This is a genomic window from Serratia sp. NFX21, assembly GCF_048517035.1.
Classification (GTDB): domain Bacteria; phylum Pseudomonadota; class Gammaproteobacteria; order Enterobacterales; family Enterobacteriaceae; genus Serratia; species Serratia quinivorans.
Window position 1 is genome coordinate 1,360,625 of the sequence record NZ_CP183196.1, and the last position, 13,327, is coordinate 1,373,951.

The 13,327-nt window shown below is 52.2% G+C and carries 8 protein-coding genes, 2 tRNA genes and 3 rRNA genes; 12 read left to right on the forward strand and 1 reads right to left on the reverse strand.

What is annotated here, in order from left to right; genetic code table 11:
• Positions 1–118: 118 nt before the first annotated feature.
• The 8 genes from rluD to ACNT1W_RS06395 all read left to right on the forward strand — a co-directional run bounded on the left by rluD (position 119) and on the right by ACNT1W_RS06395 (position 10,402).
• Positions 119–1,096 (forward strand): 23S rRNA pseudouridine(1911/1915/1917) synthase RluD, encoded by a 978-nt coding sequence (rluD, locus tag ACNT1W_RS06360; RefSeq protein ID WP_012005329.1) that lies wholly within the window; start codon positions 119–121, stop codon positions 1,094–1,096.
• On the forward strand, positions 1,096–1,827 hold the full coding sequence (gene yfiH / locus ACNT1W_RS06365; protein WP_419246530.1) for a purine nucleoside phosphorylase YfiH: 732 nt from the start codon (positions 1,096–1,098) through the stop codon (positions 1,825–1,827). The genes rluD and yfiH overlap by 1 nt, the downstream gene beginning before the upstream one ends.
• A 130-nt stretch (positions 1,828–1,957) precedes the next feature.
• Positions 1,958–4,531, forward strand: a complete 2,574-nt coding sequence (clpB, locus tag ACNT1W_RS06370; RefSeq protein WP_153857975.1) for an ATP-dependent chaperone ClpB — start codon at positions 1,958–1,960, stop codon at positions 4,529–4,531.
• A 580-nt stretch (positions 4,532–5,111) separates the two neighbouring features.
• Positions 5,112–6,654: ribosomal RNA gene (locus ACNT1W_RS06375) — 16S ribosomal RNA — on the forward strand.
• A gap of 143 nt (positions 6,655–6,797) precedes the next feature.
• Positions 6,798–6,873 (forward strand) — tRNA-Glu (locus tag ACNT1W_RS06380).
• A gap of 235 nt (positions 6,874–7,108) precedes the next feature.
• A 23S ribosomal RNA gene (locus ACNT1W_RS06385) occupies positions 7,109–10,018 on the forward strand.
• 97 nt (positions 10,019–10,115) lie between these two features.
• Positions 10,116–10,231 (forward strand): 5S ribosomal RNA (gene rrf / locus ACNT1W_RS06390).
• The 16S, 23S and 5S rRNA genes sit together here with 2 tRNA genes alongside, the layout of an rRNA operon.
• A 94-nt stretch (positions 10,232–10,325) precedes the next feature.
• Positions 10,326–10,402 (forward strand) — tRNA-Asp (locus ACNT1W_RS06395).
• A gap of 187 nt (positions 10,403–10,589) precedes the next feature.
• Here the strand turns inward: ACNT1W_RS06395 and ACNT1W_RS06400 are convergent.
• Complete coding sequence (locus tag ACNT1W_RS06400; protein ID WP_419246531.1) at positions 10,590–10,979, reverse strand: hypothetical protein; 390 nt, start codon at positions 10,977–10,979, stop codon at positions 10,590–10,592.
• A 285-nt stretch (positions 10,980–11,264) separates the two neighbouring features.
• Between ACNT1W_RS06400 and ACNT1W_RS06405 the strand changes: the two genes are divergently transcribed.
• Genes ACNT1W_RS06405 through ACNT1W_RS06420 form a run of 4 tightly spaced genes read left to right on the forward strand, consistent with a single transcriptional unit; the run spans position 11,265 to position 13,325 of the window.
• A complete protein-coding gene (locus tag ACNT1W_RS06405) occupies positions 11,265–11,981 on the forward strand; it encodes a beta-ketoacyl synthase chain length factor (RefSeq protein WP_419246532.1) in 717 nt (238 codons plus the stop codon).
• Positions 11,981–12,799, forward strand: a complete 819-nt coding sequence (locus tag ACNT1W_RS06410; RefSeq protein WP_012005334.1) for a lysophospholipid acyltransferase family protein — start codon at positions 11,981–11,983, stop codon at positions 12,797–12,799. Before ACNT1W_RS06405 ends, ACNT1W_RS06410 begins: the two co-directional genes overlap by 1 nt.
• Positions 12,800–12,803: 4 nt before the next feature.
• On the forward strand, positions 12,804–13,064 hold the full coding sequence (locus ACNT1W_RS06415; RefSeq protein ID WP_115183242.1) for a phosphopantetheine-binding protein: 261 nt from the start codon (positions 12,804–12,806) through the stop codon (positions 13,062–13,064).
• 9 nt (positions 13,065–13,073) lie between these two features.
• Entirely contained in the window at positions 13,074–13,325 is a 252-nt protein-coding gene (locus ACNT1W_RS06420; protein WP_115183241.1) for an acyl carrier protein, read from the forward strand.
• Positions 13,326–13,327: the final 2 nt, after the last annotated feature.

A 13,327-nucleotide genomic window follows, 5' to 3' on the forward strand; every position in this document is an offset into this window, starting at 1 on the left:
TCCTCAGGGTGTTATTCCGGGAGACTGTCCGTTAAGCTCCCGACAAAGACCAGTTACAATAGCACATTATATTAAACGGCATCGCCGTGAAAACCCAACGTTAACGAAGAAGCTGCATATGGCACAACAAGTACAACTCACCGCAACGGTGGCCGAATCTCAACTCGGACAACGTTTAGATCAGGCTTTGGCCGAATTGTTCCCTGATTATTCACGATCTCGCATAAAAGATTGGATCCTGGACAATCGGGTACAGGTTAATGGCAAAACGATAAACAAACCGAAAGAGAAGGTACTGGGGGGAGAGACGGTCGCCATTGATGCACAGATAGAAGAAGACGCCCGTTGGGAACCGCAGGACATCGCGCTGAATATCGTCTACGAAGACAGTGACATTCTGGTCATCAACAAGCCACGCGACCTGGTCGTGCACCCTGGCGCCGGCAACCCGGATGGCACGGTGCTCAATGCGTTGCTGCACTACTATCCTGAAATTGCCGATGTGCCGCGTGCCGGCATCGTGCACCGTCTGGACAAGGACACTACCGGTTTGATGGTCGTGGCCAAAACCGTCCCGGCGCAAACCCGACTGGTAGAAGCGCTGCAGGCGCGTGATATTACCCGTGAATATGAAGCGGTCGCCATTGGCACCATGACCGCCGGCGGTACTGTCGAAGAGCCAATTTCGCGCCATTCGACCAAGCGCACCCATATGGCAGTGCACCCGATGGGGAAACCCGCGGTGACGCATTACCGTATTATGGAGCACTTCCGTGCGCACACGCGCCTGCGTCTGCGTCTGGAAACCGGCCGTACTCACCAGATCCGTGTGCATATGTCGCATATCAACCATCCGTTGGTGGGGGATCAGCTGTACGGTGGCCGTCCGCGTCCGCCAAAAGGTGCGTCGGATGCATTTATTGCCACGCTGCGCGGTTTCGATCGCCAGGCACTGCACGCTACCATGCTGCGTTTATATCATCCAATCAGCGGTATCCAGATGGAGTGGCACGCGCCGCTGCCTCAGGATATGGTCGATTTGATTAACGCGCTGAAAGCCGATACCGAAGAATTTAAAGATCAGATGAACTGGTAATGGATTCGCTTATCCTGCCCGATTGGCCGTTGCCTGCTGGGATAAAAGCCTGCAGCACGACCCGTCACGGCGGCATCAGTTTACCGCCGTATGACTCGCTCAACCTCGGAACCCACGTGGGTGATGATGCGCGGGCGGTGGCGGATAACCGCCAACGGCTGGTGGAGGGTGCTGGCCTGCCGCAGATGCCAGTCTGGCTGGATCAAATCCATGGTACCCGTGTAGTGCGGCTGGATGGGCAAACGCCAGCCGACCTGCAAGCGGATGCCGTTTACAGTAATGTCCCGGGGCAAGTGTGTGCCGTGATGACGGCGGATTGCTTGCCGGTGCTGTTTTGCTCGCAGGCCGGTGATGAAGTTGCTGCAGCCCATGCCGGTTGGCGTGGGCTGTGCAATGGCGTGCTGGAACAAACTCTGGCTGCTTTTGCTGCTGAACCGGGTCGCATCAGCGCCTGGCTCGGCCCGGCAATTGGTCCGCAACAGTTTGAGGTAGGGCCAGAGGTCCGTGCGGCATTTATTGCTGTGGATGACGCAGCGGCGGCAGCATTCACCCCCCAGGGGGATAAATTCCTGGCCGATATCTATTTATTGGCTCGTCAGCGCCTGCAACGCGAAGGCATTCACGCCATCTACGGTGGCGATCGCTGCACGGTGAGCGAAATCAGTCATTTTTTCTCCTATCGTCGCGATGGAATAACCGGACGTCTGGCAAGTTTAATCTGGCTGATATAACCTATTGAATTAGGACGGTCCAAAGACGCATGATGTAGTACCGAAAATATACAGTCGAAATAACCTTGAATTTTTGAGGGATGACCTCATTTAATCTCCAGTAGCAATTTCGACCCATCTTGGAGGTGTTATGCGTCTGGATCGTCTTACTAACAAATTCCAGCTTGCCCTCGCCGATGCCCAATCTTTAGCCCTTGGGCGCGACAACCAGTTTATTGAACCGTTACATCTGATGAGCGCTCTGCTCAATCAGGACGGGGGCACGGTTCGTCCACTCTTAACTTCTGCCGGTATCGATGCAGGGCGCGTGCGCACTGAAATCGAACAGGCACTGTCTCGTCAGCCTCAAGTCGAAGGTACCGGTGGTGACGTTCAACCGTCCCATGAACTGGTGCGTGTCCTTAACCTGTGCGACAAGCTGGCGCAAAAGCGGGCGGACAAATTCATTTCTTCCGAACTCTTTGTACTGGCGGTGCTTGAGGATCGTGGAACATTGACCGATCTGTTGAAAGCGGCCGGTGCGACAACCGATAAAATCAGCAAGGCTATTGAGCAAATGCGAGGTGGAGACAGCGTGGAAGATCAGGGTGCTGAAGACCAACGTCAGGCATTGAAGAAATACACTATTGATCTGACCGAACGTGCCGAGCAGGGCAAGCTTGACCCGGTTATCGGCCGTGACGAAGAGATCCGTCGCACCATTCAGGTGCTGCAACGTCGTACCAAAAACAACCCGGTGTTGATCGGCGAGCCTGGCGTGGGTAAAACCGCCATCGTCGAAGGTTTGGCGCAACGCATCATTAATGGTGAAGTCCCGGAAGGCCTAAAGCATAAACGAGTGCTGTCCCTCGATATGGGGGCGCTGATTGCCGGGGCCAAGTACCGCGGTGAGTTTGAAGAGCGTCTGAAAGCGGTGCTGAGCGATCTGTCCAAACAGGAAGGCAGCGTCATTCTGTTTATTGATGAACTGCACACTATGGTCGGCGCGGGTAAAGCCGATGGCGCAATGGATGCCGGCAATATGTTGAAACCGGCGCTGGCACGTGGGGAACTGCACTGCGTCGGTGCCACCACGCTGGACGAATATCGCCAGTATATAGAGAAGGACGCGGCGCTCGAACGTCGTTTCCAGAAAGTCTATGTGGCGGAACCCAGCGTTGAAGACACCATCGCTATCCTGCGAGGCCTGAAAGAACGTTATGAACTGCATCACCATGTGCAGATCACTGACCCGGCGATTGTTGCGGCGGCGACCTTGTCACACCGCTATATCTCCGATCGTCAATTGCCGGATAAGGCTATTGACCTGATCGATGAGGCGGCGTCCAGCATCCGTATGCAGATGGACTCCAAGCCGGAATCGCTCGATCGTCTGGAGCGCCGCATTATTCAGCTTAAGCTGGAGCAACAGGCGCTGAGTAAAGAGTCGGACGACGCCAGCAAGAAACGTCTGGAAATGCTTAGCGGTGAGCTGGAGCAGAAAGAGCGTGAATATTCAGAGCTTGAAGAAGAGTGGAAAGCGGAAAAAGCCTCACTCTCCGGTACGCAGAATATTAAAGCGGAACTTGAGCAGGCCAAGATAACTCTGGAGCAGGCGCGCCGCGTCGGCGATCTGGGGCGGATGTCGGAACTGCAGTACGGCAAGATCCCAGAGTTGGAAAAACAGCTTGCTGCTGCCACGTTGGCTGAAGGCAAAACCATGAAGCTGTTGCGTAACCGGGTGACCGACGCAGAAATTGCCGAAGTATTGGCGCGGGCTACCGGTATTCCTGTTGCCAGAATGCTGGAAGGCGAGCGTGACAAGCTGTTGCGTCTGGAGCAGGAGCTGCATTCTCGGGTGATTGGCCAGGATGAAGCCGTGAGCGCGGTATCTAACGCCATTCGCCGTAGCCGAGCTGGGCTTTCAGATCCAAACCGTCCAATCGGTTCGTTCCTGTTCCTCGGTCCGACCGGGGTGGGTAAAACCGAACTCTGTAAGGCGCTGGCCTCGTTCCTGTTCGACAGTGACGATGCCATGGTGCGTATCGATATGTCCGAGTTTATGGAAAAACATTCGGTATCGCGGCTGGTGGGTGCGCCTCCGGGCTATGTCGGGTATGAAGAGGGCGGTTATCTGACCGAGGCGGTACGTCGTCGACCTTATTCAGTGATCCTGCTGGATGAAGTTGAGAAGGCGCACCCGGATGTATTCAACATTCTGCTGCAGGTCTTGGACGATGGGCGGCTGACCGATGGTCAGGGACGTACCGTTGATTTCCGTAATACCGTGGTGATCATGACTTCTAACCTGGGGTCCGATCTGATCCAGGAACACTTCGGTCAGATGAACTACGCGCAGATGAAGGAATCGGTGATGGAAATGGTCACGCATCATTTCCGTCCGGAATTCATCAACCGTATAGATGAGGTGGTAGTGTTCCACCCACTCGGCCAGAAACACATTGCCGAGATCGCCAAGATTCAGTTGGCGCGTCTGTACAAACGTCTGGAAGAGCGTGGTTACGAAGTCACTATGACCGAACCGGCGTTGGAACTGCTGGGCAAAACTGGTTTCGACCCTGTGTATGGTGCGCGCCCATTGAAACGCGCTATCCAGCAGGAGATCGAAAACCCATTGGCGCAGCAAATCCTTTCCGGCAAGTTGATCCCGGGCAAACTGGTGACGCTGGATGTGGAAGACGAGCACATCGTCGCTAAACAGTAACGGCTATCTATAGTCATTGCGATAAAAGGGAGCGGGCGACCGCTCCCTTTTCTTTATCTGTTTTCATTGCTCTTAGAGAGTTTTCCGGGCTAACGGCCTTAAAACACCACTTTTCCGGCTAATAAATATCCTAAAAGGCCTTTATTGGTTGTTATTTGAACGCTTGAAAAGTTTTTTGCATTTAGGGGTTGCGGCCTTCTGAGAACTCCCTATAATGCGCCTCCACTGACCGGGAACAACGACTCCTCTAACGAGAACCAAGTCGCCCAGCCAGGAAGAAGCAAGCCGGTGAAAACACCGTTTCTTAATAAGAAAAAAGCTTGACTCTTCAGCGGGAAAGCGTAATATGCACCTCCCGCGTTACCGAGAGTTATCTCCGTAACGAACGCTCTTTAACAATTTATCAGACAATCTGTGTGGGCACTCCACAAGACGATATCCAGAACCTTCGGGTTCGAAAAAATATCAAGTCTTGAAGAGTGACCAAGCAATAAGTTGTTTTGTTGGCTTGTCCAGCTGAATGACTATTACGAAAGTTATTTTCGAGCATCGCTTCACGAGTTGAAGCAAATCAAGCTTTTAATTGAAGAGTTTGATCATGGCTCAGATTGAACGCTGGCGGCAGGCCTAACACATGCAAGTCGAGCGGTAGCACAGGAGAGCTTGCTCTCTGGGTGACGAGCGGCGGACGGGTGAGTAATGTCTGGGAAACTGCCTGATGGAGGGGGATAACTACTGGAAACGGTAGCTAATACCGCATAACGTCTTCGGACCAAAGTGGGGGACCTTCGGGCCTCACGCCATCAGATGTGCCCAGATGGGATTAGCTAGTAGGTGGGGTAATGGCTCACCTAGGCGACGATCCCTAGCTGGTCTGAGAGGATGACCAGCCACACTGGAACTGAGACACGGTCCAGACTCCTACGGGAGGCAGCAGTGGGGAATATTGCACAATGGGCGCAAGCCTGATGCAGCCATGCCGCGTGTGTGAAGAAGGCCTTCGGGTTGTAAAGCACTTTCAGCGAGGAGGAAGGGCAGTGTGTTAATAGCACATTGCATTGACGTTACTCGCAGAAGAAGCACCGGCTAACTCCGTGCCAGCAGCCGCGGTAATACGGAGGGTGCAAGCGTTAATCGGAATTACTGGGCGTAAAGCGCACGCAGGCGGTTTGTTAAGTCAGATGTGAAATCCCCGCGCTTAACGTGGGAACTGCATTTGAAACTGGCAAGCTAGAGTCTTGTAGAGGGGGGTAGAATTCCAGGTGTAGCGGTGAAATGCGTAGAGATCTGGAGGAATACCGGTGGCGAAGGCGGCCCCCTGGACAAAGACTGACGCTCAGGTGCGAAAGCGTGGGGAGCAAACAGGATTAGATACCCTGGTAGTCCACGCTGTAAACGATGTCGACTTGGAGGTTGTGCCCTTGAGGCGTGGCTTCCGGAGCTAACGCGTTAAGTCGACCGCCTGGGGAGTACGGCCGCAAGGTTAAAACTCAAATGAATTGACGGGGGCCCGCACAAGCGGTGGAGCATGTGGTTTAATTCGATGCAACGCGAAGAACCTTACCTACTCTTGACATCCAGAGAATTCGCTAGAGATAGCTTAGTGCCTTCGGGAACTCTGAGACAGGTGCTGCATGGCTGTCGTCAGCTCGTGTTGTGAAATGTTGGGTTAAGTCCCGCAACGAGCGCAACCCTTATCCTTTGTTGCCAGCACGTAATGGTGGGAACTCAAAGGAGACTGCCGGTGATAAACCGGAGGAAGGTGGGGATGACGTCAAGTCATCATGGCCCTTACGAGTAGGGCTACACACGTGCTACAATGGCGTATACAAAGAGAAGCGAACTCGCGAGAGCCAGCGGACCTCATAAAGTACGTCGTAGTCCGGATCGGAGTCTGCAACTCGACTCCGTGAAGTCGGAATCGCTAGTAATCGTAGATCAGAATGCTACGGTGAATACGTTCCCGGGCCTTGTACACACCGCCCGTCACACCATGGGAGTGGGTTGCAAAAGAAGTAGGTAGCTTAACCTTCGGGAGGGCGCTTACCACTTTGTGATTCATGACTGGGGTGAAGTCGTAACAAGGTAACCGTAGGGGAACCTGCGGTTGGATCACCTCCTTACCTAATGATATTGATTGCGTGAAGTGCTCACACAGATTGTCTGATAGAAAAGTAATGAGCAAAAGCGCTACCTGTTGATGTAATGAGTCTCTGACTCATGCTGATACGAACCGATTAAGACGAGAGTCTAATCGGAATTTCGTGTCCCCATCGTCTAGAGGCCTAGGACACTGCCCTTTCACGGCTGTAACAGGGGTTCGAATCCCCTTGGGGACGCCATTCCGATAATGAGTGAAAGACATTATCACCGGTGCTTGCTGCACCGAAAACATCTTAAAGATGACTTTAACGAGTCGTGTTTAAGATATTGCTCTTTAACAATCTGGAACAAGCTGAAAATTGAAACATGACAGCTGAAACTTACTCCTCCGTAGAAGTATTGGAGTAAGGAGTACCCTGTCATAGAGTCTCTCAAATGTAGCAGCACGAAGGTGGAAACACTTTTGGGTTGTGAGGTTAAGTGACTAAGCGTACACGGTGGATGCCTAGGCAGTCAGAGGCGATGAAGGGCGTGTTAATCTGCGATAAGCGTCGGTAAGGTGATATAAACCGTTATAACCGGCGATACCCGAATGGGGAAACCCAGTGCAATTCGTTGCACTATCATACGATGAATACATAGTCGTATGAGGCGAACCGGGGGAACTGAAACATCTAAGTACCCCGAGGAAAAGAAATCAACCGAGATTCCCCCAGTAGCGGCGAGCGAACGGGGAGGAGCCCAGAACCTGAATCAGTTCTTGTGTTAGTGGAAGCGTCTGGAAAGTCGCACAGTAAAGGGTGATAGTCCCGTACACTAAAATGCATTAATTGTGAGTTCGATGAGTAGGGCGGGACACGTGACATCCTGTCTGAATATGGGGGGACCATCCTCCAAGGCTAAATACTCCTGACTGACCGATAGTGAACCAGTACCGTGAGGGAAAGGCGAAAAGAACCCCGGCGAGGGGAGTGAAATAGAACCTGAAACCGTGTACGTACAAGCAGTGGGAGCCTACTTTGTTGGGTGACTGCGTACCTTTTGTATAATGGGTCAGCGACTTATATTTTGTAGCAAGGTTAACCGTATAGGGGAGCCGTAGGGAAACCGAGTCTTAACTGGGCGAATAGTTGCAAGGTATAGACCCGAAACCCGGTGATCTAGCCATGGGCAGGTTGAAGGTTGGGTAACACTAACTGGAGGACCGAACCGACTAATGTTGAAAAATTAGCGGATGACTTGTGGCTGGGGGTGAAAGGCCAATCAAACCGGGAGATAGCTGGTTCTCCCCGAAAGCTATTTAGGTAGCGCCTCGTGAACTCATCTTCGGGGGTAGAGCACTGTTTCGGCTAGGGGGCCATCCCGGCTTACCAAACCGATGCAAACTCCGAATACCGAAGAATGTTATCACGGGAGACACACGGCGGGTGCTAACGTCCGTCGTGAAGAGGGAAACAACCCAGACCGCCAGCTAAGGTCCCAAAGTCATGGTTAAGTGGGAAACGATGTGGGAAGGCATAGACAGCCAGGATGTTGGCTTAGAAGCAGCCATCATTTAAAGAAAGCGTAATAGCTCACTGGTCGAGTCGGCCTGCGCGGAAGATGTAACGGGGCTAAACCATGCACCGAAGCTGCGGCAGCGACGCTTAGGCGTTGTTGGGTAGGGGAGCGTTCTGTAAGCCGTTGAAGGTGGTCTGTGAGGATTGCTGGAGGTATCAGAAGTGCGAATGCTGACATAAGTAACGATAAAGCGGGTGAAAAACCCGCTCGCCGGAAGACCAAGGGTTCCTGTCCAACGTTAATCGGGGCAGGGTGAGTCGACCCCTAAGGCGAGGCCGAAAGGCGTAGTCGATGGGAAACAGGTTAATATTCCTGTACTCGGTGTTACTGCGAAGGGGGGACGGAGAAGGCTAGGCTAGCCGGGCGACGGTTGTCCCGGTTTAAGCGTGTAGGGGGAGTGACCTGGTAAATCCGGTGACTTATTCAACCCTGAGGCGTGATGACGATGCACTACGGTGCAGAAGTAGTTGATGCCAAGCTTCCAGGAAAAGCCTCTAAGCATCAGGTAACACAGAATCGTACCCCAAACCGACACAGGTGGTCAGGTAGAGAATACCAAGGCGCTTGAGAGAACTCGGGTGAAGGAACTAGGCAAAATGGTGCCGTAACTTCGGGAGAAGGCACGCTGGCGCGTAGGTGAAGAGACTTGCTCTCGGAGCCGAAGCCAGTCGCAGATACCAGCTGGCTGCAACTGTTTAATAAAAACACAGCACTGTGCAAACACGAAAGTGGACGTATACGGTGTGACGCCTGCCCGGTGCTGGAAGGTTAATTGATGGGGTCAGCCGCAAGGCGAAGCTCTTGATCGAAGCCCCAGTAAACGGCGGCCGTAACTATAACGGTCCTAAGGTAGCGAAATTCCTTGTCGGGTAAGTTCCGACCTGCACGAATGGCGTAATGATGGCCAGGCTGTCTCCACCCGAGACTCAGTGAAATTGAACTCGCTGTGAAGATGCAGTGTACCCGCGGCAAGACGGAAAGACCCCGTGAACCTTTACTATAGCTTGACACTGAACATTGAGCCTTGATGTGTAGGATAGGTGGGAGGCTTTGAAGCGTGGACGCCAGTCTGCGTGGAGCCAACCTTGAAATACCACCCTTTAATGTTTGATGTTCTAACTCGGCCCCGTAATCCGGGGTGAGGACAGTGTCTGGTGGGTAGTTTGACTGGGGCGGTCTCCTCCCAAAGAGTAACGGAGGAGCACGAAGGTTAGCTAATCACGGTCGGACATCGTGAGGTTAGTGCAAAGGCATAAGCTAGCTTGACTGCGAGAGTGACGGCTCGAGCAGGTACGAAAGTAGGTCTTAGTGATCCGGTGGTTCTGAATGGAAGGGCCATCGCTCAACGGATAAAAGGTACTCCGGGGATAACAGGCTGATACCGCCCAAGAGTTCATATCGACGGCGGTGTTTGGCACCTCGATGTCGGCTCATCACATCCTGGGGCTGAAGTAGGTCCCAAGGGTATGGCTGTTCGCCATTTAAAGTGGTACGCGAGCTGGGTTTAGAACGTCGTGAGACAGTTCGGTCCCTATCTGCCGTGGGCGTTGGAAGATTGAGAGGGGTTGCTCCTAGTACGAGAGGACCGGAGTGAACGCACCACTGGTGTTCGGGTTGTCATGCCAATGGCATTGCCCGGTAGCTAAGTGCGGAAAAGATAAGCGCTGAAAGCATCTAAGCGCGAAACTTGCCTCGAGATGAGTCTTCCCTGGGAACTTGATTCCCCTGAAGGAACGTTTAAGACTAAGACGTTGATAGGCTGGGTGTGTAAGTGCAGCGATGCATTGAGCTAACCAGTACTAATGATCCGTGAGACTTAACCTTACAACACCAAAAGTGTTTTGATTTGAGAGATTTTCAGCGCGTTCCGAGATTGGTTCTGGTGGTTACTGAGGTAACGGCCGGAATGAAACAGAATTTGCCTGGCGGCAATAGCGCGGTGGTCCCACCTGATCCCATGCCGAACTCAGAAGTGAAACGCCGTAGCGCCGATGGTAGTGTGGGGTCTCCCCATGCGAGAGTAGGACACTGCCAGGCATCAATTAAACGTTATCGGTTTGACACCCGGTAATGAGCAGGATCGCCAAGAGCGATTTTGCCACATCGAAAGATGTAACGTGAAAGAACCGGTGGAGCGGTAGTTCAGTTGGTTAGAATACCTGCCTGTCACGCAGGGGGTCGCGGGTTCGAGCCCCGTCCGTTCCGCCACTAATTTGATAAGCCCTGAGTCTCTGACTCAGGGCTTTTTCATATGCAAAATTCAACAAAATTAAATATTGCAGCGTGTTTTATGCGGTGAAAATCTGTTCTGATAAATAATTATCTGAATTGACTGCCAATATAAAGAATAATATACCCGGCAGCAGGAACCTCCGCCGGGTAATAAGTTTGGTGATTATTTAATATTCTGACGCGCAAGTTCCAACTGAATATCCTTATCCAGATTGGCCACCCAGCGATTATAGTTTGGATGAATCTTTCCGTCTTTGGCATCCATATTACCGCTAGTAATATAGTTAATCTGATAACTATTTGTATTGTAAGTGATACGTATATCTGCGCTGTGACCACGTAGCAAAATCTTGCCATCGATCACGCCATCTGCGGTAGGGTTCATAATCCAGCCGCGGCTCAAGCCGGCGGAGAGGATCGCCTGGCGTACCTGTGCATTACTGTGACTACCTGCAATGTTTTGGCTGACGTTTTTAACCGGAGCCGTGCCAGCGCAACCGGTAACCAGTATAGCGGCGAATACGGCAGTTAAAATGAGCTTAAATGATTTCATACTCTTGTCCATGAGTGTTGGTAAATAAGAAAGGTATTAATCATGCAGGGGAAGTGATGCATGACGATCCCTGATTAAGATACACTCATAGGAAAAATTCGACAAATACTGCTGCTTTTCATCGTGATATTTCCCTTTTCCCTCAAGTGTTGCTGGTTTATGTCGATAAGTAAGCCTAATCGTTTAATCGAATATTCCGTGAAAAAATAGGAATTTTGGGAATGCATTCTGGGGTTAGATATAATAAATTTACCCACGGAATTTTTCTGACCGGTAATCCCCTTAATGGCGGGCGACATGAATATACTCAGTTGGTGGGCAATGGCTCCCGATCGTGGAACGCGTGATGCATGGCGCCAATGGGCTACGGGTAATGCTATTACCGCTGAATACCCGGGGGTATTACCCGGTTGTTCTCATATCCCGATGATGTCGCTGCGTCGGATGAGTATCGGAACGCGCCTGGCGGTAGAAAGCGGGTTGATCTTATTGAATGATTGCCCGGCGGATATGGCAATTTTTACCAGTCGTCATGGTGAGTTGGAGCGGACGCACAAAATTCTCCAGCACTTGCATCAGCAGCAGCCCTTATCGCCAACGGATTTTGCCATGTCGGTACACAACACGGCGGCGGGGTGGTTGACTATTATGGCGAAGAATACTTTGCCGACCACTTCACTGGCCGCCGGCGAAGACAGCTTCCAGCAGGGGATGATTGAAGCCCAGGCCGTATTGGCCACGGGCAGTGCGGAACGGGTGTTATTAATCGATTTCGACGGGATCGTACCGGATGTTTATCGGCCTTTCGCGCCGGAAAATTCGGTTCCCTATGCTGTCGCCCTGCTGCTCGAAAGCGGTGGCACGCTGCAATGTCAGGCAACAACGGCCGAACAGGTGAACCACCAGGAGCCGCAAGGCCTGTCGTTTTTAAGGGGGTGGCTGGGCGCTGATGATGAATTCACGGTGCCGGGCCAGCGGCACGACTGGTTGTGGAAACGCTGATGGCGACAACTATCTCTGCCCAAACGGCTCCCGAACGATCCTCATGGCTTAATCGTTGTTGGCGGGTGGTGGCAACGGGCTTTTGCTTTTCGCTATTTGGTTTGGGTGGCCTGCTACTGTCTGGCGTCTGGTTTAATCTGATGCGCCTGGTGGTGCGAGATCCCGCACGCCGCAGCCGGTTAACGCAGAACTCAATCCGTCACAGTTTCCGTTTCTTCCTGGCAACGACGCGTTTTTTTGGCGTGCTGGATTACCATTTCGACAATGTAGAACGCTTTAGTGAGGATCGCGGTTGCCTGGTGATCGCCAACCATCCCAGCCTGTTGGATTATGTGCTCCTGGCATCACAAATGCCGCGCTGTGACTGCATCGTCAAAGAGGCCTTGCTGGAAAATGTATTTGTCAGCGGGGTGATCAAAGCGGCGGGATATTTGGCTAACGCGCAGTCGGATATTCTTTTGGAACAATGTCGCCAACGTCTGGCCAGCGGAGGGACCATCCTGATCTTCCCGGAAGGCACCCGTACCACGCCGGGCAAGGCGCTTACGTTGCAACGGGGGGCGGCCAATATTGCGCTGCGGGGGCAATGTGATATCCGGGTAGTACATATCCACTGCCATCCCCCCATGCTGACGAAGCAGGGCAAATGGTATAAGATCCCGGCGATAAAACCGCAGTTCCATATCACCGTTCAGGATAAGATCGACGCCCGCGCATTCATTCATGCAAATGACGTTTCTCCCGCCCTTGCGGCAAGAAGATTAACCCAGCATTTAACTGACGCCTTACAGTCAGAACCTATAAATAATGAGATATAGCGGAATGAATTTATTGAGCACCGAAATCAAGCAATTGATCATTGATACGCTCAATCTTGAAGGTATGACACCGGAGGAGATTGATGCCGACGCACCGCTGTTTGGTGATGGACTGGGTCTGGATTCCATTGATGCATTGGAATTGGGCCTGGCATTAAAGAACCGTTATGGCGTGGTGCTATCGGCTGAAAGCCAGGATATGCGCCAACATTTTTATTCCGTGGAAACGCTGGCAAAGTTTGTTTCTGCACAGCGTAGCAAATAAGGGGTTTTCATGGATAAGCAAGAAATTTACCTGCAGATTCAGGCGTTGCTGGTCAAACTGTTTGAACTTGATGCCGATGATATCAAGCCCGACTCCCGCCTGTACGAAGAGCTGGAGCTGGACAGCATTGATGCGGTGGATCTGGTGGTGCACCTGCAAAAAACAACCGGCAAGAAGATCAAACCGGAAATGTTCAAGTCGGTGCGCACCGTGCAAGACGTGGTTGATGCCATTGATGAGTTGCTTAAGTCAGACAGTTAAGG